The organism is Mycobacterium sp. IS-1590, from assembly GCF_001500025.1.
Lineage (GTDB): Bacteria > Actinomycetota > Actinomycetes > Mycobacteriales > Mycobacteriaceae > Mycobacterium.
This window is the reverse complement of the sequence record NZ_LQIW01000001.1, coordinates 68,095-88,425: the sequence shown is the minus strand read 5'-3', so window position 1 is coordinate 88,425 and position 20,331 is coordinate 68,095. Positions and strand designations below refer to the sequence as shown.

The 20,331-nt window shown below is 67.6% G+C and carries 23 protein-coding genes; 12 read left to right on the top strand and 11 right to left on the bottom strand.

Annotated features, from left to right (window positions below; translation table 11 throughout):
- Window positions 1-60 precede the first annotated feature (60 nt).
- The 4 genes from AU197_RS00410 (at window position 61) to AU197_RS00395 (ending at window position 5,199) form a co-directional block, all read left to right on the top strand.
- Entirely contained in the window at window positions 61-1,665 is a 1,605-nt protein-coding gene (locus tag AU197_RS00410; protein ID WP_064400814.1) for an SLC13 family permease, read from the top strand.
- Window positions 1,662-2,741, top strand: a complete 1,080-nt coding sequence (locus AU197_RS00405; protein ID WP_064400436.1) for a tartrate dehydrogenase — start codon at window positions 1,662-1,664, stop codon at window positions 2,739-2,741. Before AU197_RS00410 ends, AU197_RS00405 begins: the two co-directional genes overlap by 4 nt.
- A gap of 221 nt (window positions 2,742-2,962) precedes the next feature.
- A complete protein-coding gene (locus tag AU197_RS00400; RefSeq protein WP_064400813.1) occupies window positions 2,963-3,409 on the top strand; it encodes an SRPBCC family protein in 447 nt (148 codons plus the stop codon).
- A complete protein-coding gene (locus AU197_RS00395) occupies window positions 3,406-5,199 on the top strand; it encodes a sulfatase-like hydrolase/transferase (RefSeq protein WP_064400435.1) in 1,794 nt (597 codons plus the stop codon). Before AU197_RS00400 ends, AU197_RS00395 begins: the two co-directional genes overlap by 4 nt.
- Before the next feature lie 3 nt (window positions 5,200-5,202).
- On the opposite strand, the gene AU197_RS00390 is transcribed toward AU197_RS00395, so the two are convergent.
- From AU197_RS00390 to AU197_RS00380, 3 genes are all read right to left on the bottom strand, one after another.
- Complete coding sequence (locus tag AU197_RS00390) at window positions 5,203-6,345, bottom strand: fatty acid desaturase family protein (protein ID WP_064400434.1); 1,143 nt, start codon at window positions 6,343-6,345, stop codon at window positions 5,203-5,205.
- Between the two features lie 117 nt (window positions 6,346-6,462).
- Window positions 6,463-6,645 carry a hypothetical protein gene (locus tag AU197_RS00385; protein WP_064400433.1) on the bottom strand — a complete coding sequence of 61 codons (183 nt, stop codon included), beginning with the start codon at window positions 6,643-6,645 and terminating at the stop codon, window positions 6,463-6,465.
- A 203-nt stretch (window positions 6,646-6,848) separates the two neighbouring features.
- Window positions 6,849-7,052, bottom strand: a complete 204-nt coding sequence (locus AU197_RS00380; protein ID WP_064400432.1) for a cold-shock protein — start codon at window positions 7,050-7,052, stop codon at window positions 6,849-6,851.
- Window positions 7,053-7,324: 272 nt separating this feature from the next.
- Between AU197_RS00380 and AU197_RS00375 the strand changes: the two genes are divergently transcribed.
- From AU197_RS00375 to AU197_RS00365, 3 genes are read left to right on the top strand one after another with little or no spacing between them, the layout of a single operon-like run.
- Entirely contained in the window at window positions 7,325-7,522 is a 198-nt protein-coding gene (locus tag AU197_RS00375; RefSeq protein ID WP_156434262.1) for a hypothetical protein, read from the top strand.
- Window positions 7,519-8,688, top strand: a complete 1,170-nt coding sequence (locus tag AU197_RS00370) for an LLM class flavin-dependent oxidoreductase (RefSeq protein WP_064400430.1) — start codon at window positions 7,519-7,521, stop codon at window positions 8,686-8,688. The genes AU197_RS00375 and AU197_RS00370 overlap by 4 nt, the downstream gene beginning before the upstream one ends.
- Window positions 8,685-9,884, top strand: a complete 1,200-nt coding sequence (locus tag AU197_RS00365; protein WP_064400429.1) for an SfnB family sulfur acquisition oxidoreductase — start codon at window positions 8,685-8,687, stop codon at window positions 9,882-9,884. Before AU197_RS00370 ends, AU197_RS00365 begins: the two co-directional genes overlap by 4 nt.
- Window positions 9,885-10,001: 117 nt before the next feature.
- Here AU197_RS00365 and AU197_RS00360 read toward each other — a convergent pair whose 3' ends face one another.
- Window positions 10,002-10,421: a pyridoxamine 5'-phosphate oxidase family protein gene (locus AU197_RS00360; protein WP_197415419.1), complete on the bottom strand. Its 420-nt coding sequence runs from the start codon at window positions 10,419-10,421 to the stop codon at window positions 10,002-10,004.
- 70 nt (window positions 10,422-10,491) lie between these two features.
- Entirely contained in the window at window positions 10,492-10,914 is a 423-nt protein-coding gene (locus AU197_RS00355) for a nitroreductase family deazaflavin-dependent oxidoreductase (RefSeq protein ID WP_064400811.1), read from the bottom strand.
- A gap of 67 nt (window positions 10,915-10,981) precedes the next feature.
- Here AU197_RS00355 and AU197_RS00350 point away from each other — a divergent pair, with 67 nt between their 5' ends.
- The 3 genes from AU197_RS00350 (at window position 10,982) to AU197_RS00345 (ending at window position 13,793) form a co-directional block, all read left to right on the top strand.
- A complete protein-coding gene (locus tag AU197_RS00350; RefSeq protein ID WP_064400810.1) occupies window positions 10,982-11,848 on the top strand; it encodes a formylglycine-generating enzyme family protein in 867 nt (288 codons plus the stop codon).
- 39 nt (window positions 11,849-11,887) lie between these two features.
- Window positions 11,888-12,115: a hypothetical protein gene (locus tag AU197_RS26175; RefSeq protein WP_156434261.1), complete on the top strand. Its 228-nt coding sequence runs from the start codon at window positions 11,888-11,890 to the stop codon at window positions 12,113-12,115.
- Between the two features lie 313 nt (window positions 12,116-12,428).
- Window positions 12,429-13,793, top strand: coding sequence for a flavin monoamine oxidase family protein (locus AU197_RS00345; protein ID WP_064400428.1), 1,365 nt, complete (start codon window positions 12,429-12,431; stop codon window positions 13,791-13,793).
- On the opposite strand, the gene AU197_RS00340 is transcribed toward AU197_RS00345, so the two are convergent.
- On the bottom strand, window positions 13,783-14,781 hold the full coding sequence (locus AU197_RS00340) for an ERCC4 domain-containing protein (RefSeq protein WP_064400427.1): 999 nt from the start codon (window positions 14,779-14,781) through the stop codon (window positions 13,783-13,785). The genes AU197_RS00345 and AU197_RS00340 overlap by 11 nt on opposite strands.
- 159 nt (window positions 14,782-14,940) lie before the next feature.
- On the opposite strand from AU197_RS00340, the gene AU197_RS00335 reads away from it, so the two are divergent.
- On the top strand, window positions 14,941-17,277 hold the full coding sequence (locus AU197_RS00335) for an AAA family ATPase (RefSeq protein ID WP_082696435.1): 2,337 nt from the start codon (window positions 14,941-14,943) through the stop codon (window positions 17,275-17,277).
- A gap of 7 nt (window positions 17,278-17,284) precedes the next feature.
- On the opposite strand, the gene AU197_RS00330 is transcribed toward AU197_RS00335, so the two are convergent.
- Window positions 17,285-17,659 (bottom strand): type II toxin-antitoxin system death-on-curing family toxin, encoded by a 375-nt coding sequence (locus tag AU197_RS00330; RefSeq protein WP_064400426.1) that lies wholly within the window; start codon window positions 17,657-17,659, stop codon window positions 17,285-17,287.
- A complete protein-coding gene (locus AU197_RS00325; RefSeq protein ID WP_064400425.1) occupies window positions 17,656-17,862 on the bottom strand; it encodes a hypothetical protein in 207 nt (68 codons plus the stop codon). The genes AU197_RS00330 and AU197_RS00325 overlap by 4 nt, the downstream gene beginning before the upstream one ends.
- A 71-nt stretch (window positions 17,863-17,933) precedes the next feature.
- Here AU197_RS00325 and AU197_RS00320 point away from each other — a divergent pair, with 71 nt between their 5' ends.
- The gene (locus AU197_RS00320) at window positions 17,934-18,968 is read left to right on the top strand and encodes a DUF2293 domain-containing protein (RefSeq protein WP_064400424.1); all 1,035 of its coding nucleotides are present in this window, start codon (window positions 17,934-17,936) and stop codon (window positions 18,966-18,968) included.
- On the opposite strand, the gene AU197_RS26165 is transcribed toward AU197_RS00320, so the two are convergent.
- Genes AU197_RS26165 through AU197_RS00310 form a run of 3 tightly spaced genes read right to left on the bottom strand, consistent with a single transcriptional unit; the run spans window position 18,969 to window position 20,325 of the window.
- On the bottom strand, window positions 18,969-19,175 hold the full coding sequence (locus AU197_RS26165; RefSeq protein WP_156434260.1) for a hypothetical protein: 207 nt from the start codon (window positions 19,173-19,175) through the stop codon (window positions 18,969-18,971).
- A 21-nt stretch (window positions 19,176-19,196) separates the two neighbouring features.
- A complete protein-coding gene (locus AU197_RS00315) occupies window positions 19,197-19,517 on the bottom strand; it encodes a hypothetical protein (RefSeq protein ID WP_064400423.1) in 321 nt (106 codons plus the stop codon).
- Window positions 19,510-20,325, bottom strand: a complete 816-nt coding sequence (locus AU197_RS00310; RefSeq protein WP_231744796.1) for an SPFH domain-containing protein — start codon at window positions 20,323-20,325, stop codon at window positions 19,510-19,512. The genes AU197_RS00315 and AU197_RS00310 overlap by 8 nt, the downstream gene beginning before the upstream one ends.
- Window positions 20,326-20,331 lie beyond the last annotated feature (6 nt).

Below are 20,331 nucleotides of genomic sequence, written 5' to 3'. Positions count from 1 at the left end.
GGGCACTCCTTCCCGGCGATTGTGGCGTGGCACACGCCACCCGGGTGGACGGAGCCTGTGATGACTGCGGAGAACCAGGTCACGCCGACCGACGTCGACAAGGCACTGCTCGGCAGCGCGACATACCGAAGCCTGGGCGAACAGAAGCTCTCACCGCGCGAGGAACGGTTCGAGAAGGGCCGCCGCACGATCGGCCTGTTCCTCGCCCCGCTGTTGACCGTCGTCTTCCTGGTCCTGCCGCTCGACATCCCGCGCGAACAACAGGTGCTCGGCGCGGTTCTGCTCGGCGTGATCGCGCTGTGGATCAGCGAGGCCGTACCCATCCCGATCGGCGGTCTGCTCGGCGTCGCGGTCGCGGTGTTCCTCGGGGTGGCGCCCGTCGACGACGTGCTCGGCCCGTTCGGATCCTCGACCATCTTCACCTTCATCGGCGCGTTCATCCTCGCCCAGGCGATGCTCAAACACGGTGTGGCACGGCGCTTCGCGTTCCGCATCCTGGCCCTACCGCGTGCCGGCCGCTCGACCACCGGTGTCATCATCGCGTTCGGCGCCATCACGTGTCTGTTGTCGGCGTTCGTCTCCAACACCGCGACGGTGGCAATGCTGCTGCCGACCGCGATCGGCATCCTGTCCGTGATCGCCAAACTGCTCCAGCAGCGCGGCGACGTCGAACCCGACTTCGATCCACAGCGGCTACGCGTGGGTGCGGCCCTGATGCTGATGCTCGCCTACGGCGCCAGCGTCGGTGGCCTGCTCACCCCGGTCGGCAGTCCCCCGAATCTGATCGGGCGCGGCCTGATCGAAGAGGCCACCGGTGAACGGATCAGCTTCGGCCAGTGGATGGTGATGGCGATCCCCATCTGCTTCGTGATGTTCCTGCTGCTGGCGCTGATCCTGCTGCGCCTCAACAAGCCCGAGATCAAACGCATCGACGGGGTCGCGGAATACGTCGCCAGCGAGCGCGAGAAGCTCGGCTCGCTGTCGCGGGCGGAGAAGAACACGCTGATCGCGTTCGGCATCACCGTGATGTTGTGGATCCTGCCCGGTGTAGTCGCGTTGATCACCGGCACCGAGTCCACCGCCTACGAGTTCGTCAGCGACCGCCTCGACGAGGGCGTGGTCGCGGTGTTCGGCGCCTCGCTGCTGTTTCTGCTGCCCACCGACTGGCAGAGCAGGGAATTCACCCTGCGCTGGAAAGATGCCGCTGAAATCGACTGGGGCACAATCATCTTGTTCGGTACCGGCATCATCTTCGGTTCGCTGATCTCGTCGACCGGGCTGGCCGAGACCATCGGCACCTCGGTCAACGACGCGCTGGGCCTGACGAGCAGCATCGCAATCACCATCTTCGCGGTGGTGCTGGCGATCATCGTCTCCGAGACGACCTCCAACACCGCCTCGGCCGCGGTGGTGGTGCCGATCATCATCCCGGTCGCGCTGGCCGCGGGCGTCAACCCGTTCGTGCCGGCGCTGGCGGCGACGTTCGCGGCCTCGTTCGGTTTCATGCTGCCGGTGTCCACGCCGCAGAACGCGATCGTCTACGGTTCGGGCGTCGTGCCGATCACGAAGATGATCCGCTCCGGTATCGCCTTCGACATCGCGGGCGCTATTCTGATCATCATTCTGCTGCCGGTGATGATCAGCCTCTTGGGATTGGGTACATGACGGAGTCAGATTCTCCTCGCGCTAGCGGCTCATCGTCAATCGCTGTCATTCCCGGTGACGGGATCGGCACCGAGGTGATCGCGTCGGCGCGCGCGGTGCTCGACGCGGTTGCAGCCAAGCACGGAATCGCGTTGTCCTACACCGAGTTCGACTGGTCGTGCCAACGCTACGCGGACCAGGGCGCGATGATGCCCGCCGACGGGATCGAAACCCTCAGCGAATTCGACGCCATCCTGCTCGGTGCGGTCGGCTGGCCGGGTGTCCCCGACCACGTCTCGTTGTGGGGTCTGCTCATCCCGATCCGCCGCGCCTTCCGCCAGTACGTCAACATGCGGCCGATCCGGGTGTTCGACGGCGTCGCGAGCCCGCTGCGCACGGCCAACGACATCGACTTCGTGGTGGTCCGTGAGAACGTCGAGGGTGAATACAGCGAGATCGGCGGGCGGCTGAACCGGGGCTTCCCCGACGAAATGGCGGTCCAGGAATCGGTTTTCACCAGAAACGGCGTCGGTCGCATCGCCGACTTTGCGTTCGAGCTCGCGCGCACCCGTCGCGGTTACGTGACGTCGGCGACCAAGTCCAACGGCATCGTGCACACGTTGCCGTTCTGGGACGAGGTGGTCGCCGAACGGGCGTCGCACTACCCGGACGTGCGGCTCGACAGCGAGCACATCGACGCGCTGGCCGCCAAGTTCGTGCTGCAGCCGCAGCGATTCGACGTCGTGGTCGGCTCGAACCTGTTCGGCGACATCCTCAGCGACCTCGCGGCAGCGGTGGCGGGCTCGATCGGGATAGCCCCCTCGGCCAACCTCGACCCCACCAAGCAGTACCCCTCGATGTTCGAACCTGTACACGGTTCGGCCCCCGACATCGCCGGACAGGGCATCGCCAACCCGATCGGCGCGGTGTGGTCGGCGGCGCTGATGCTCGAGCACCTCGGCCACGCGGCGGCCGCCGGCGAGGTGATGGGCGCCGTCGAGTCGACGCTGGCCGCACCGGAGACCCGGACCGGGGACCTGGGCGGGCGGGCGTCGACCACGGACGTGACCGACGCGCTCGTCGCACGGCTGCAGTAACCGGCCCCGCAAACTCCCGGTATCCACAGATACACCGCTGCGATGCCCCCAAAATTTGTGCATCGGGGGGTGTCCGGGCGGTTCGACTGACGGCGTCGCCGCCGCCGAGAGTACGGTTGTTGCACCGAAATCCGTGACTTACGTGCAACAACCGTACTTTCGGCGCACCACCCAGCAAGGTTCGCCTGACGGCGTCGTCAGTTTCACGTACGGTGGGGGCCGTGGCCGAACTCGACCGCAGCCGCGTCATCATCGCCAGCCCGACGCAGATCTGGGATGTACTCGCCGATTTCGGCGCCATCGCCTCGTGGCTGGACGTCGACCACTCCTGCATCCTGACGCACGGACCGGACGGCGCCCTGGTCGGCACCGCGCGACGTGTGCAGATCGGGCGCAACACGTTGGTCGAGACCGTCACCGAATGCGATCCGCAGTACGTCCTGGCGTACGAGATCGCGGGCCTGCCCAAGTTCTTGGGCGAGATCAGCAACCGCTGGACCCTGGAGCCGACGAGCGGCGGACAGACGATCGTGACAATCACCACCACCGTCCGCAAGGGCAGAGGCAGAACGCAGCAGCTCGTCGAACGCCTGGCCTGCCAGGCGTTGGCCCGCGGATCCGACACCATGCTCGCCGCGCTGGCGAAACGATTGGAGAGCACCCGATGACGAACCGCCCCGACATCATCATCGTGATGACCGACGAGGAGCGCGCGGTGCCGCCGTACGAGGCGCCGGAGGTCCTCGCCTGGCGACGGGAGACGCTCACCGGCCGCGGGTGGTTCGAGGAGCACGGCGTGAGCTTTGCGCGGCACTACACCGGGTCGCTGGCCTGCGTGCCGAGCCGCCCGACGATCTTCACCGGCCAGTACCCCGACCTGCACGGCGTCACCCAGACCGACGGGATCGGCAAGACCGCCGATGACTCCCGCATGCGCTGGCTGCGCCCTCACGAGGTGCCCACGCTCGGCAACTGGTTCCGCGCGGCCGGTTACGACACCCATTACGACGGCAAGTGGCACATCTCGCACGCGGACCTGACCGACCCGGCCACCGGTGAGCCGCTGGCCACCAATGACGACGACGGCGTCGTCGACCCGAAAGCGGTGCAGCGCTACCTTGACGCCGATCCGCTTGCGCCGTATGGCTTTTCGGGATGGGTCGGTCCGGAGCCGCACGGCGCCCCGCTGGCCAACGCGGGGGTTCGCCGCGACCCGCTGATCGCCGACCGGGTGGTGGCCTGGTTGCGGGACCGCTACGACCGGCGCCGCGCGGGCGACGTCGACGCGATGCGACCGTTCCTGCTGGTGGCCAGCTTCGTCAACCCGCACGACATCGTGCTGTTCCCGGCGTGGCAGCGGCGCAGCCCGGTGCATCCGTCGCCGCTGGACCCGCCGAACGTGCCCCCGGCGCCGACGGCCGACGAAGACCTGTCCACCAAGCCCGCCGCGCAGATCGCGTTCCGCGAGGCCTATTACTCGGGCTACGGCCCCGCGCCGGCGATCGACCGCACCTACACCCGCCAGGCGCAGCGCTATCGGGACCTGTACTACCGGCTGCACGCCGAGGTCGACAACCCGATCGACCGTGTGCGCCGCGCGGTCACCGAGGGCGGTTCGGAGAACGCGGTGCTGGTCCGCACATCCGACCACGGCGACCTGCTCGGCGCGCACGGCGGCCTGCACCAGAAGTGGTTCAACCTCTACGACGAGGCGACGCGGGTGCCGTTCGTGGTGGCCCGGATCGGCGAGCAGGCGACCGAACCGCGGACGGTGACGGCGCCGACGTCGCACGTGGACATCGTGCCGACACTGCTGGGCGCCGCCGGTGTCGACGTCGAGGCCGCCGCGGCGAAACTGGCGGAGACCTTCTCCGAGGTGCACGACCTGCCGGGCCGCAACCTGATGCCCGTGGTCGACGGCGCGCAAGCCGACGACTCGCGGGCGGTGTACCTGATGACGCGCGACAACGTGCTCGAGGGCGACACTGGCGCGTCGGGTTTGGCGCGCAAGATCAAGCGCGGGACGAATCCGCCTGCGCCACTGCGTATTCGGATACCAGCGCACGTCGCGTCGAACTTCGAGGGCCTCGTGGTGCGCGTCGACGAGGCCGGTGGCCAGGGGCATCTGTGGAAATTGGTGCGGACCTTCGACGATCCCGCGACCTGGACCGAGCCCGGAGTGCGCCACCTCGCGGCCAACGGCCTCGGCGGCGAGGCTTACCGTACGTCGCCGCTCGACGACCAGTGGGAGTTGTACGACCTGACCGACGACCCGGCCGAGGCCCGCAACCGGTGGACCGATCCGGATCTGCATGACCTGCGACAGCATCTGCGCGCGCAGCTCAAGCAGGCGCGGGCAGAGTCGGTGCCCGAGCGCAACAACCCGTGGCCGTACTCGCCGCGCAGGGGGCCCAGCGCGCGCCCCGGCCTGTTGGGGCGCGTTCTCGGCCGCGACTGAAGACTAGGACGCCCGCTTCGTCTCGAACTTGCGCTCCGACGCCGTTTCCGGCGCGTCGTCGCTGGTGGCCGTCAGAAAGTCGTCCGGCAGGGCCAGCTTGTGGATCGTGCGCAGCGTCAAAAGATATTGGCGCACAAGCGATCCGGATGTATAGGGCAAGCCGTATCTGTCGCAGACGTCCCGAACCCGCACCGCGACCTCCGCGAGCCGATTGCTGGGCAGGTCGGGAAACAGGTGGTGCTCGATCTGGTAGCAGAGGTTGCCGCTCGAGAACGCCAGCAGACGACCGGCCTTGAAGTTGGCCGCCCCCAGCATCTGGCGCAGGTACCAGTCCGCCCGGCTCTCATTCTCGATGGCGTCGGCGGTGAACTTCTCGGCTCCGTCGGGAAAGTGGCCGCAGAAGATCACCACATATGCCCACAGGTTGCGCAGGAGGTTGGCCACCGCGTTGGCGGCCAGGGCGCGGCGCCAACGGCGTCCGCTCAGCGCCGGAAAGACCACGTAGTCCTTGACGGCCTGGCGGGCGATCTTGCGAGCCAGTTTCTTCCTCTCCCGGGTCACCTGCCCGGTGTCGCCCTCTGCGCGGTCGCGTTCGGAGTGAACGCCGTGCAGCGCGATTCCCCATTCGAAGATGCTCGCCAACAACAGGTTTCGAAGCGGCTGCAACAGGTGTACCGGTTGCCACGGGATGTCCCGGGTGATCCGCATGATGCCGAAGCCGAGGTCGTCGTCCACGCCGACGACGTTGCTGAACATGTGGTGCCGGTAGTTGTGCGAGTACCGCCACTGCGCCGAGACGGCGACCATGTCCCATTCCCACGTGGCGGAATGGATCTCAGGATCATTCATCCAGTCCCACTGGCCGTGGCTGACGTTGTGGCCGATCTCCATGTTCTCCACGCTCTTGGCGTATGCCAGCGCGGCCGTGCCGACCAGCCAGCCGGTGCGGGACCGGCTGGTGCCGATGAGCAGCCGGGCGAGCACTTCGAGGGCGCGCTGAAACTTTATGGTCCGGCGGATGTAGGTGGCGTCGCGTTCTCCGAGCGAGCCTTCGACTTCGCTGCGGATGGCGTCCAGCTCGGCGCCGAGGGTTTCGATTTCCGTGGTGCTCAAATGGGTGTACGCACCGACGTCGGTGATTGCCAAAGGGTGTCCTGTGGGCGTTCGGGGTGGTGGGGCGGGCTCGTGTGTGAACCCGTCGTGATCACGGACCACCGGCCGAAATCGACGGAGACGACGCAGGGCGTCGGCGTTGCGACCAGTCTAGGGAACCCCGATGGCGGTGTCGACGCCCCTGGTCAGGCGATCGACAGCTGGTTCAGGTGATCGCGCGGTGGTCAGACCGCGGCGGCCTCGCGGCCCGTCCCGATACGCATCGGCGAGTGGCGGGGTGAACAGCGTCGCATCCACCACCCGTCGAGGACCCTCGACGAGAGCCTCGGTCATGGCATCGAGATGGCCGGATCGTCGATCGGATCCGGTTTTCGGCACGTAGTTCCAGCGAGCCCGGACGGGGCACTGTCGACAATGGACGAAAGGTCTTCGGAGACTTCGGCATTCGGATGCGACGTCACCGCGATACGTCTACCCCATTAAACGAGATGTGGGCTGGCGGGGAGTCCCACCAGCCCACTGTCGATTGTGCGAACTCAGACGGCGCTGACGCCGACTGCCTGAGGTCCTTTGGCGCCCTGTTCGATATTGAACTCGACGCGTTGGTTCTCTTCCAGCGACCGGTATCCATTGCCCTGGATCTCCGAGTAATGGACGAAGACGTCCTTGTCGCCGCTGTCGGGAGCGATGAAGCCGAAGCCCTTATCGCTGTTGAACCACTTCACAGTTCCCTGTGCCATACTTTTCAACTTCTCTCATTCTGAACGGATGTAGATAAACACCCGCGTAGAGGCTATCACGCCGCAGGTCATCCGCCATCCGCGAGAAATCCGGCCGCTTGCCCCCGCCTACCCCACCTCCATCGCGCGAGCGTCCGTGTCTGCACCTCGACACGCCGCGGAATCTCGACGCTCGGCGGCCGCTCGACGCCCGCGAGCGCGCCCGAAATGCTGTTCTGATCGCGCTGAACCTAACCCGTGACGGCGTCGACGCCGCTGGGCAGCATTTCGGGGTGACTCGTGTGATCCGCTTCAACGCCGTCGACATGAACTACGTCGCCCACCAGATCCCCGGGCCGGGGAAGCCCCCTGACAACCGGTCGAGGCGCGAACAAGACCTGAAGTACTGGACCGAGCCGGTCAAGCTCCCCGCGGCGGCGCGCAACGTGACGTCCCGGCCGACCCGCGGCCATCAAGGAATGACCCTGTGACCATCCAATTGCATTGGTTTCTGCCCACTTACGGCGACAGCCGGCTGATCGTCGGCGGTGGGCACGGCCTGCCAGCCGGCGCGGCGCACAGCGACCGCGACGCCTCGATCGACTACCTGGGTTCGATCGTGCGCGCCGCCGAATCGTTCGGCTTCACCGGCGCGCTGATCCCGACGGGCGCATGGTGCGAGGACGCGTTCATCACCGCGTCGCTGCTCGCCCGCGAGACGACGTCGTTGGCGTTCCTGGTCGCGCTCCGCCCCGGACTGGTCAGCCCGACGCTGTCGGCGCAGATGGCGGCGACATTCGCACGGCACGCACCCGGACGCATCCTGCTCAACGTGGTGGTCGGCGGTGAAGCGCACGAACAGCGTTCGTTCGGCGACTACCTCGACAAGGACGGCCGCTACCAGCGGTGTGACGAGTTCCTCGAAGTGGTGCGCAGACTGTGGGCCGGGGAGACGGTGTCGCTGGCCGGCGAGCACATCCGCATCGAGGAGGCCGCCCTGCCCACGCTTCCGAACCCGTTGCCGCCGTTGTATTTCGGCGGCAGCTCGGCCGCCGCGGGACCGGTCGCCGCCCGCCACGCCGACGTATACCTGACCTGGGGCGAGCCGCCGTCGGCGGTGCGCGAGAAGATCTCCTGGATCCGCGAGCTCGCCGCCGAGCAGGGCCGCGATATCCGGTTCGGCATCCGGTTGCACACGATTTCGCGAGACGGCTCCGACGAGGCGTGGACACAAGCCGACCGGCTCGTCGCCGCGCTCGACGAGGAGACCGTGCGCAACGCACAGAAAGGCTTGCACCGCAGCCAATCCGAGGGCCAGAAACGGATGCTGGCCCTGCACGAGGAGCATCGACGCGACGGCAGTTGGCACGACGCCCGCTCGCTGGAGATCGCACCGAACCTGTGGGCCGGCGTGGGCCTGGTCCGCGGGGGTGCGGGCACCGCGCTGGTCGGCAGCCACGTCGAGGTCGCCGACCGCATCGCCGAATACGCCGACATCGGCATCGACGAGTTCATCTTCTCCGGCTACCCCCACCTCGAGGAGTTGTACTGGTTCGGCGAGGGCGTCGTCCCGATCCTGCGTGAGCGCGGGCTGTACAAGGATTCGGCGACGACGGCCGCCCCGGCGTCGATCCCGTTCGTCAGCGGTTCGCGATGAACCCGATCGCATCGACGGACGAGGCGCTCGACGTCGCGGCGAAACTGGCAGCCGAATTCGATGCCGAGGCGTGCGCACGCGACGCCGAGCGTCGGCTGCCGCACGATCAGGTGCGGGCGCTCAAGGAGTCGGGCCTGCTGGCGTTGACGGTGCCCGTCGACTTCGGGGGCATCGCGGCGCCGGCCACGGTGCTGGCCGAGGTGTTTCGGCGGATCGCTCACGCCGACCCCTCGCTGGCCCAGATTCCCCACTCGCACTTCGTGTTTCTCGAGGCGCTGCGGTTACAGGGCAGCTATACGCAGAAGTCGTACTTCTACGACCGGGTGCGCAACGGGGCCCTGCTGGCAAATGCGCAGTCCGAGCGCGGGCCGCACACCGTCGACGTCGACACGACCACGCTGGTGCGCCAGCCATCGGGCGACTATGTGTTGTCGGGGCGCAAGTTCTACTCAACGGGCGCGCTGTTCGCCGACTGGGTGCTGGTGCGGGCGTCGCTGGCCGACGGTTCTGAGGTGCCGACCGCGCAGACGCCGAAGGCAGTGGCGTTCGTCGCGCGCGACGCCGAGGGGTTGTCGGTGGTCGACGACTGGGACGGCATGGGGCAACGCACGACGGCGTCGGGCACGGTGACGCTCGACAACGTCGCGGTGCCCGTCGAACACGTGGTGCCGTTCTCGCCGATCTTCGCGGGGCCGTCCGTATACGGTGCCCGAGCACAGTTGCTGCACAGCGCGATCGACGTCGGCATCGCGACCGGGGCACTCGCGGCCGGTGTGCGCCAGGCCGAACGGGCGCGGCCACACTTCGAGGCCGGCGTGGCCGCCGCGGTCGACGACCCAACACTGATCACGGTCGCGGGAGAGTTGGCCGTGACGGTGCGGGCGGCGCAAGCGTTGCTGGCGGAGGCGGCGCGGGCGGTCGACCACGCCGAGGCCCATCTGTCCGACGAGACGGCGGCCGAGGCGTCGATCGCCGTCGCGGCGGCGAAGGTGGCCGCGGTACGCGCGTCGCTGGACGCGTCGAACGTGTTGTTCGAATTGGGCGGAACCAGAAGCGCTTCGGCGTCGGGCAACCTGTCGCGATACTGGCGCGACGCCCGAACTCATACGTTGCACGACCCGACGCGGTGGAAGATCCAGCACATCGGCCGCTACACCCTGACGGGCACACCCCCGCCGCGCCACGGCCAGATCTGACGGCCCCCTGCCCCCCGGCCCCCTAACTGCCGCGAGCGACCGTGTTTGCGCCCGACACGCCGCGCATAGCCGGCATTTCGCGGACGCTCGCAGCCCGCGACGGTGCACAAGAAGCGGTTACTCCGTCGAGTAGTCGAAGCTCAGCCAGCGCTGCGGGCGCATCCGGATGATCACCGACGTCGGCGTGAGGTTCTGATCGGTGAACGTGTTGCCTTCCTCTTCGCCCAGATAGCGAGTGGCGATCTCCCGCACGATCGCATCCTCAGCCGGTCCGATACCGGTCACATCGCCCTCCGCGGTGACGTATCGATACGGCGGCGCCTCGTCCTGCGCGGTGATCGAAAACCGGCCGGCCTCCTTGATGAGCCGGTGCTTGAGGGACTCAGACTCTGTCCACAGCAGCACTTCGCCGCCCGGTGTGTAGCCGTACCAGATCGGCACGCTCAGCGGCGCCCGGCCGGGGCGCTCGACGGCGATGACGCCCACGTGGACGTCGGACAGGAACTTCTCGCGCTCATCAGTCGTCATCTTGGCCATGTCTGGCCCAACCGCTGCGACGTCGAGCACATTCCCCGCCGCTGACGCGGACCTACCGCATTCGCGGCGGCTACACGAGCTCGAACACCGGGATGACGCGGTCGGTGCGCTGCTCATACTCGCCGAACCCGGGCGCGCGCTCGACCACGACGCGGTAGATGCGGTCGCGTTCGTCACGCGGAAGCTCGCGCGCGGTGACCTGCCGGGGCGGATCGGCGCCGATCTCCACCGAGGCGGCCGGATTGGCGCGCAGGTTGAACACCCAACCCGGACTGGCCTCGCGACCGGCGGCGGAGCCGACGATGTAGATGCGGCCGTCGATGTCGAAGGAGGCGACCGGGTTGACGCGTTGCTGTCCGCTCTTGGCGCCGGTAGAGGTGAGCAGCAGCAGCGGAAATCCCTCGAACTGGCCGCCGACTTTGCCTCCGTTGCGGCGGAACTCCTCGATGTTGCGCTCGTTGAAGTCGCGCTCGGCGGCCATATCGTCGCTCATCGGTACATCGTGGCACGTGCGCACGCCTTGGATTCGCGAGATCGGCGGCAGCGCCTAGCCTGATGTGGTGCTGACCGAACTGATCGAGTTGCCCGCGGGCACCTTCCAGATGGGATCGACCGACTTCTACCCGGAGGAGGCACCCGTCCACGAGGTGACGGTCGAGGCGTTCTCGATCGAGCGCCATCCGGTCACCACCGCGCAGTTCGCCGAGTTCGTCGCCGACACCGGTTACGTCACGATCGCCGAGCGGGAACTGAACCCCGCCGCCTACCCCGGGGCCGATCCCGCTGACCTGGTGCCCGGCGCGCTGGTGTTCCGGCCGACCCGCGGCCCGGTCGACCTGCGCGACTGGCGGCAGTGGTGGACCTGGGTGCCCGGCGCCAGTTGGCGCCACCCGTTCGGACCCGAATCGTCGATCGACGACCGTGCCGACCATCCCGTCGTGCAGGTGGCGTATCCGGACGCGTCGGCCTACGCGGCGTGGGCGGGTCGCCGCCTGCCGACCGAAGCGCAGTGGGAGTACGCCGCGCGGGCCGGATCCCACGCCCGCTACGCCTGGGGCGATGACGTGCAGCCCGACGGACGCCTGATGGCCAACACATGGCAGGGTCGTTTCCCGTACCGCAACGACGGCGCGCTCGGCTGGGTCGGCACCTCGCCGGTGGGTACGTTCCCGCCCAACGCATTCGGCGTGGTCGACATGATCGGAAACATCTGGGAATGGACGACGACGACGTACGCGCCGCGCCACAGTCCACAGAAGTCGGGCTGCTGTGCGCCGCCGACCGGTGACCCGTCGAAATTCCAGACGCTCAAGGGCGGCTCGCACCTGTGCGCACCCGAGTACTGCCATCGCTACCGCCCGGCCGCGCGGTCGTCGCAGTCGCAGGACAGCGCCACCACGCACATCGGGTTCCGCTGTATCGCCTGACAGGTCGACCTGTCGTACCCCGCACATACAGTGCCAGCCATGACTACTACGGTCGCCGTCGCTCTGGCCCGTCCACGCGGGTCCGCGATCCGCTACTCGGCCTGCTCGGGCAAACAACGATGGACTGGAAGCGTGCGGGCGGATTCGGTCGAGACGGCGATCCTCGACGTCGTGCGACGCGTCCGCGAGGAGTCCGAGACTGAGCGGCTGCGGTTCCTTGTACAGGCACCGCCCCGGAGCGTGTTGTGGGCGAGATTGCCCTGTTGATACCCGGTGCGCACCTCGACCGTCCGCGCTTCACCGACGAACAGTTGGTGCGCGCGGCGTATGAAGGACTGCGCGTCGTACCGTTCACAACGGCAGCAGGATCCGCTGAGCGACAACAATTTTGACGGGTAGGACGTCTAACCGCACATCGGTGCCCCGCTTCCCGCCCTCACGAAAACCTTCCCGACGCAACGGTTTATTGACACAAGCGGCAATCAGGCGTTGAGTCTAGGTGCCTTCGCGCCCGTTTGAGGGCGCGCCGAGGCTTGCACCCGGCCGTCCGGCCCCGCGCAAATCGATCGAAGGGGCTGTCATGGCAGAGGTGGATTACTGCGTCGTGGGTGCCGGGTTCGCCGGCCTGACCGCGGCACTGCGCTTGAAACAAGCGGGTCATTCGGTGGCGCTGCTGGAAGCCCGCGACCGTGTCGGCGGTCGCACCTTCACGGAAGTACGCGACGACGGGGCGTGGATCGACCGCGGTGGCGCCTGGATCGGTCCCGGGCAGGACGCGATCTACGCGCTCATGAAGGAATTCGGGGTGCCGAGCTACAAGCAGTACACCGACGGTGACGCGATGATGTTCGTCGACGGCAAGAAGTACCGGTACACCGGAACCATTCCGCTGTCGATGAGTCCGTGGGCGGTCGCCAACATCGGCACGGTGTTTCTCGAGCTCACGCAGATGTGCAAAACCATCCCGGTGGAGGCGCCGTGGACCGCACGCAAGGCGCAGAAGTGGGACCAGACCAGCTGGGCGGCGTGGCTGGACAGGAATACGCTGTCCAAACCCGCCCGCGAACTGCTGGAAAGCGCTGTTGCGGGGCTGTATACGTCTGCGGCATCGGAAATCTCACTGCTGTTCGTGCTGTATCAGATGGCATCGGCCGGCGGCCCGAGCTTCGTGCTGGGCGTCAAAGACGCAGCCGAGGACGCGCGCCCGGTCGGCGGCATGGGCGCCATCCACCGTGCGGTCGCCGCCGAGCTCGGTGACGTCCTCCACCTGTCGCAGCCGGTGCGCAGCGTCGAGCAGAATCCCGACGGGGTGATCGTGCGCTCCGACGACATGGTGGTCAACGCACGCCGAACGATCGTCGCGGTGCCGATCTCGATAGCAAGCCAGATCTCCTATGAGCCAATGCTTCCCGTCGACCGGTCGTTCCTGCACCAACGCATGCCGAGCGGGGCGGTCTACAAGATCGCGCTGGTGTTCGATGAGCCGTTCTGGCGGGCCGACGGCCTGTCGGGGCAGTCGTTCGGACCCGGATCACCCGCGAGCCTGACGATCGACTCGTGCACCGACACCGGCACTCCCGGGATGCTCACGGTGATCACCGAGGGGCCCGAAGCGCGCCGGTTGACCACCCTAGACGAGGACGAGCGCAGGAGCGCGGTCCTGGGCGCTGTCGCGGAACGTCTTGGTGACAAAGCGCTCAAACCGGTCGACTATGTCGAACAGAACTGGACCATCGAACGGTACTCCGGCGGCGGGATGATCGCGCACGCCCCGCCGGGTGTGCTCACCGAGTTCGGACCGGCGCTGCGTGAGCCGTGCGGACGGATCCACTGGGCCGGCACCGAGACGTCGGCGGTGATGTACGGGTTCATCGACGGCGCCGTGCGTTCCGGCGAGCGCGCCGCGGCCGAGGTCATGGCCCGCGAAGCGATGGCTATGGCTTGACCGAGGGGTCGTGCGCGTCGCGCCACGCCTGCCAGATTTCGGGGCGCAGCCGACCGCGGTCCGGTACCGGCAGGCCCGCGTCGCGCGCCCACGCGCGGACTTCGGCGGTGCTCGGTTCGGACTCCGCACCCGCCGGCCCAGGCATCGCGATGTCGATTCGCTCCCCCGAGATGCGCTGTTGCACAGCTTCTTCAGTGAGCGCCCAAGTGTGCGCGGCAGCGAGGAAGCGGTAAGTCCATTCCTCGGCGAGCTGGCGAGTCTCGCAGAACACCACCGGCACGCTGGGCCACCGAATCTGCAACTCCGCGAGGGCATCGGCGACCACGGCGGGGCGGACGAAGTTGTGCCGGAACAGTTGCGAGTAGCGGTCTTCGACCACAACCGCTGCGCGCGGGAGTGCCGAGAGATGGGCGACCTGAAAGCGAAGCTTGCCGGTGGTCAGGCCGGACACGAGATCGGGTAGTGATTTTCGTTCCACGCTGGCCACCAGCGATCCGTCCACGGTGATCCCGTAGTCACCGCATGGCAGTGCCCGCTTCACGATGCTGACCTGTTGCGAGCTGAAGGTGTAGGCGTACCGCTCATGCGCATCCACCAGCACCTGCAACTCTTCGATGCCTTGAGCGCGCGCGGTCGGCGTTCGCACGTTGGGGCGTGCTTGTTTACGGGTGCGCGGCGACTGCCAGAACACCACCTCGCGGCCCCGGGCAGTGGTGAACACGATCTGGGAGCGGTTCTCGCGTCCCCGCTGCAGAATCACATCGATGGCCGCGCCCCGACGCTGACACGATTGCAATGGAAGCCGTTCGATGACCTCGGCGTCGGCGGGCCAATCGTCAAGACTCATCGGGTGGCAGTACAGCGCTTTGACGCGCGGCCACGTGCCCGAGGTCCGAAAGACCAGATCCCCGCCCGGTTGCGGAAGTCGCAACAGATACCGCAGCCGGGAGTCGGGCTGCGGGTTCGCCGCGATCAGCAATTCCGCCACGCGCTCCAGTGTGCCGCGTGCGGGCGGGAGTCGGCAGAACCGACGCCCATCCGCCGCGTAGATCTGGCGATGAGGACTGCCACGTCGCTGTGCAGATGCGCCAGGCCAGAGTCGAGCGTCGCCAACTGCGCGCTGAGGCCACGGGGTACTGTCCGACCAGTGAGCGGGGATCTGATCCTCACCGACGAGTTCCGGGAGGCCTTGGCGCTGCTGGCCGGCGGCAAGCATCTGTTTCTCACGGGCAAGGCGGGCACCGGCAAGTCGACGCTGATCCGTCGCTTCATGGCGGACACGGACCGCAACGTCGTGGTGGTCGCGCCGACGGGGATCGCAGCGCTCAACGTCGACGGCTACACCATTCACCGGCTGTTCGGCTTCCGTACGACGACGACGCTGGGCGACGTCACCGGCGGTCAGTACCGGCCGGGCCGATTCGCCAGGACGCTGGCGTCGCTGCAGACATTGATCATCGACGAGGCCTCCATGGTCCGCGCCGACGTCTTCGACATGGTCGCCACGGCGCTGGAGCGCTACGGACCGGAGCCGGGCGTGCCGTTCGGCGGCGTGCAGATCGTGCTCGTCGGCGACCTGTACCAGCTTCCACCGGTGGTCGGCGACGGCGAAGAAACCTACTTCTCGACGGTCTATGAGACTCCCTACTTCTTCTCGGCTCGCAAGTTCGCCCGCGAGGACTTCCCCACCATCTCGTTGACGACGGTCTTCCGCCAACTCGGCGACGACCGGATGACCGCGATCCTCAACGAGATTCGTGAAGGCGTCCTACTCGGCCACGCCCAGGAGCAGCTCAACGCGCGCGCCGACAACGACTTCATCCCTCCCGACGACGAGTTCTGGCTGACACTCGCGCCGACCAATCGACTCGTGACCGCACGCAACCGCCAGCATCTCGAGCGGCTCGACGGCGACGAGATGATGCACCGCGCCCGCGAGTCCGGCGACTTGTCGCTGTTCGACAAGCCGATCGAGGACGAACTGCGCTTCAAGGTCGGCGCGCAGGTGATGATGCTCAACAACGACCAGGGCGACCGGTGGGTCAACGGCTCGATCGGCCGCGTCGTCGGCGTCGGCTACGACCGCTACGGCGTCGTGGTCGAGGTCGAGTTCGCCGACGGATCATGCGCGGAGGTCACGCCTTTCACGTGGGAGGCGACGCGCCCGGTGGTCGACGGCGGCACGCTGCGTCGTGAGGTGATCGGCACGTTCACGCAGCTGCCGTTCAAGCTGGCGTGGGCGATCACGATCCACAAGAGCCAGGGGCAGACGCTGGAGCGCGTCGTCGTCGATCTCACCGGCGGCATGTTCTCCACGGGTCAGCTGTACGTGGCGTTGAGCCGGTGCACCTCGCTGGCGGGGCTGGTGCTGAAACGCCCTGTGCTGCCGAAGGATTTGAAGACCGACCGGCGCATCGCACGCTTCCTGCGCAGCTCGGTCGGCGGTGCCGCGGCGCGCAAGTACTGCGCGATCGGCATGCTCACCGTCGGCGACGAAGGACGGATGTCGCGGCCGCGGCCGGTGGAGCTGGCGGTGGCCTTTGACGACGGGACCGCCGTCTCCACGCTGGTCAACCCCCAGCGTGATCTGGCCGATGCGCGAAACGCCTACGGCATCAGCGTGTCCGATGTGCTGCTGGCGCCCACGCTGCGCGAAGCCTGGGCGGTGATCGCGCCGATGCTGGCCGGCTGCACGCCCGTAGGGCCGGGAGTGGACGAGACGTTGGGGCTGATCGACTTCGAGCTCAAACGCCTCGGCCACGTCACGCCGATGCCGCTGGGTGTCGAACTGCGCGGAGCGCGCGTGACGGGGCGGACGGCGTTGGAACGTGCGCGGTCGGCGCTGGGGGCGTTGGCTACCGCGGACGTCGAGGAGGGTTCGTCGCCGTTCGAGGAACCGGAACCTGCGGAATCGGTTTCGGGTCTCCTGGTCAGCCGCGACCCGGACGTGCCGACCCCGACGGCCGAGCATCTGCCCGGGTTGTCGGCGCTGTTACGCATCAGCCGCGACGTCGGAGCGGTGCTGCTGGGCGCATCGGTGCAGCGAGACCTGGACTCGTCGTGGGACGCGGCGGCCCGGTCGACGGTCGCGGATCAGTTGCGTGCGGCGGCCTCCCGGACGTTGCTGCCCGACGAGGTGGTGGCGCGCCTGCACGCGGTGTCGGACCTGCTGGGCGTCGATGTGGTGAGCGACGCGGAGTTGGCCACCCGCCACGACATCGGAGAAGCACTGGTGCCCGGCGCGCGAATCTGTTTCACCGGAACGGCTTTGGACCCGAACGGCCGCCTGGTGGAACGCGACGAGATCGAGCGGATGGCTGCGAAGGCGGGCCTGAAGCCGGTGCGGTCAGTGACCAAGACGCGTTGCGAGGTGCTGGTCACGGCCGAGGCGGGCACGCAGTCGGGTAAGGCGCGCAAGGCGCAGGAGTACGGCAAGCCGGTGTTCACCGCCGAGGAGTTCTTCGCCTGGCTGGCCGATCGCTAACCGGGTTTCAGGCGCACCATGTCCTCAACTGTGTCCCGATCTCGGACACGTCGTCGATCGCACCCGAAGCGATGGCGATCATGAAGTCGAAACGAGCGTCCTCGCCTGCCGTCACCCACTCACCGTTGAGGCCGAGAAACACCTGACACGCCGTCCACGCCAGCCGCCTGTTGCCGTCGACGAGTGCACGATTGCGGCAGAGGGAATGCAGCACGGCAGCCGCCTTGGTGTGGATGTCGGGATAGGCGTCGGCCCCGGCGACCGTGGTCTTGGGCCGCGCCACCGCCGATTCCAGCAAGCCGTAGTCCCTGACCACCACCTCACTGGAGATCGCCCGCGCCGCGATCAGCAACAAGTCATCGAGGTCCAGGTAGACGGTCACGTGTCTGCTAGTCGCCGCAGCACACCTTGTTCGCGTTCGATTACCTTGTCTAACGCTGCCTTTACGTCATTTTGATGCGCGCGGCGCTCGATATACTCGTCGATGGCTGACAGCGCCACCGCTTGCATGGAACGCCCCTCGACCTCGGCCTGTCGGCGAAGCGCTTCCGCCTGCTTCTCACTGGTCCGCAACGTCATGCCCATGCACGTGACGATACCACTTTGATACCACCCGTCGGTTCGGCGATGTCACCCACGGGAAGTAGCGTCGGCTCATGGCGAACGTGAAGACGCGCGTCGCCCGCGCGGCAGATGCGGTGCTGGCCGAACGAGGAGCGGTCCGAACCATCGACGTTCTCGTGGGAGTGGGCTGGCTTGCGCAACCGAACGTCGAGCGCTGGGAGCGGGGCCGAGTTCCGCGGCTGGAGATGTGCGTACAGGTCGGCGGCGACAAGGTCGTCGAAGCCGCGGAGGCATTGCGGCGCTGGGCCGAAGAGCGCGGGCTCGACCAGCGTGAGGCCACCTATGGCGATCTAGTCTTCACCGCCGAAGGCGACCCCGGCGTCGAACAGGCCTACCGCACGTATTGGACGACGGCGGGCCACGTCGAGCCGGTGCGCGAACAGCCGCGTCCCCGCGACATCGTCGTGATCTCGCCGCACAACCCCTGGGACTGTGCGTCGTGCGGCGGCGCTCATGACCCCGGCGATCTGCTGGTCCAGGGCACGGCCGGCACCCTGTGCCTCGACTGCGCCGACCTCGGCCATCTCGAATTCCTGCCGTCCGGCGACGCCGCGCTCACCCGTCGCTCCAAGAAGGCGAGCCGGTTGTCCGCGGTCGTGGTGCGCTGGGCCAGGCGACGTCATCGCTACGAACGACAAGGCGTCCTGGTGGAGCCGGCAGCCATCGAACAGGCTGCGCGAGAATGCCTGTCGGACACGGACTTACGGGCAAGGCGCCGCGATCGCGACAGGATTCGTCGCGCCGATGAAGACGTGCGCTTTCAGGGCGAGTTCGCCGCCGCGATCCGTGAGCAGTTCCCCGGGTGTCCCCCGGACCGCGCGGAGGCGATCGCGATGCACACCGCGGCGCGCGGCAGCGGCAGGGTGGGGCGCAGCGCCGCGGCACGGAGTTTGGACCCCGAAGCGGTCCGACTCGCCGTCGCCGCGTCGATCCGCCATATCGACACCGAATACGACGACCTACTGATGTCGGGTGTCGACCGCGACACCGCCAGGGCGCGGGTGTACGACCGCGTCGAGGATGTCCTCACCGCCTGGCGCGAGGGTGTCACGCTGCTCGACACCTGACTATCGCCGTTCGTCGCGGCGGGCGAGCAGCTCCCGCAGCGTCGGCAAGACGCGGTGATCCTTCGGCCGGTTGGCAGCTTGTTTTGAGCGAATAACATCCGCTCGCGATGCGATTTCGACTGTCACACCGTAGATTTCGGCGGACACCGCATCGCGGCGAAGGTCGGTGCGGGCTTCTCGAATTAGATCGCCACCATACGAAGCCACTCGCCCACCATGACAGATCTGTTATGTCAACTCAGCGTCCTGCCGGTGGAAGTGCCGCCACAACCGCGCTCCGCCCGAGAGCGCAACGAGCACCCCGACGCCGCCGATCACGATGCCGGCGAACAGCGACAGGAACATCGGATCGACGGAGTCGCCGGTGGTTCCGGCTCCGAAGATGCCACCGACCAGGAACCCGAACAGCGGCGCCAGCACCGCCACTGCCGTTCCCAGCAGCGCGCGCCACAGGCCGGGTGGCGTCGGCTCGAGTACGACGGGACGGCCGTCGTCCAAGGCGTCGTCGGTCTCGCCGACGGCCGCGGGGTCAGGTGTGGTGCTACTCATCGGATTTCACCCTCCTGATGTGGGGAACCGCCTCACTGGGGCCGCCGGCGTCGACGGCCTTGTCGGACCGTGAGCCTTCGAGGAACGGGCGCACGATGTCCATGGGGATCGGGAAGACGACGGTGGAGTTCTGGTCGGCGCCGAGTTCGAGCAGCGTCTGCAGATAGCGCAGTTGCAGCGACGCCGGGCTCTCGCTGAGCGTGATCGCCGCGTCGCGCAGTTCGGTCGACGCTTGCAGCTCGCCGCGCGCGCTGATCACCTTGGCGCGCCGTTCCCGTTCGGCCTCGGCCTCGCGGGCCATCGCGCGCTGCATCATCTCGGGGATTTCGACGTCCTTGATCTCGACGACCTCGACGACGATCCCCCATGGTTCGGTCTGTTTCGCGATCGACGCCGCGAGATCCTCGTTGAGATCGGCGCGGTGCGCGAGCAGCGTGTCGAGGTCGGCGCGCCCGACGACCGAACGCAGCGTGGTCTGCGCGATCTGCGACGTCGCGATCGCGAAATTCTCCACGGCCATCACCGATTTCGTCGGATCGGTCACCCGGAACAGCACGACGGCGTTGACGCGCGCGGTGACGTTGTCGCGGGTGATGACCTCCTGCGGCGGGATCGTCAGCGTCACCGTCCGCAGGTCGACGCGCACGAGCTTGTCGACGCCCGGAAGCACGACGACGATGCCGGGTCCCAGGGGCCCGCGCAGCCGGCCGAGGCGGAACGCCACCCCGCGCTCGTACTCCTTGACCACGCGTATCGATGCGACCGCCGCCGCCAGCAGCACGATCGCGAAGAAAACCACAACCACCATCCAGGC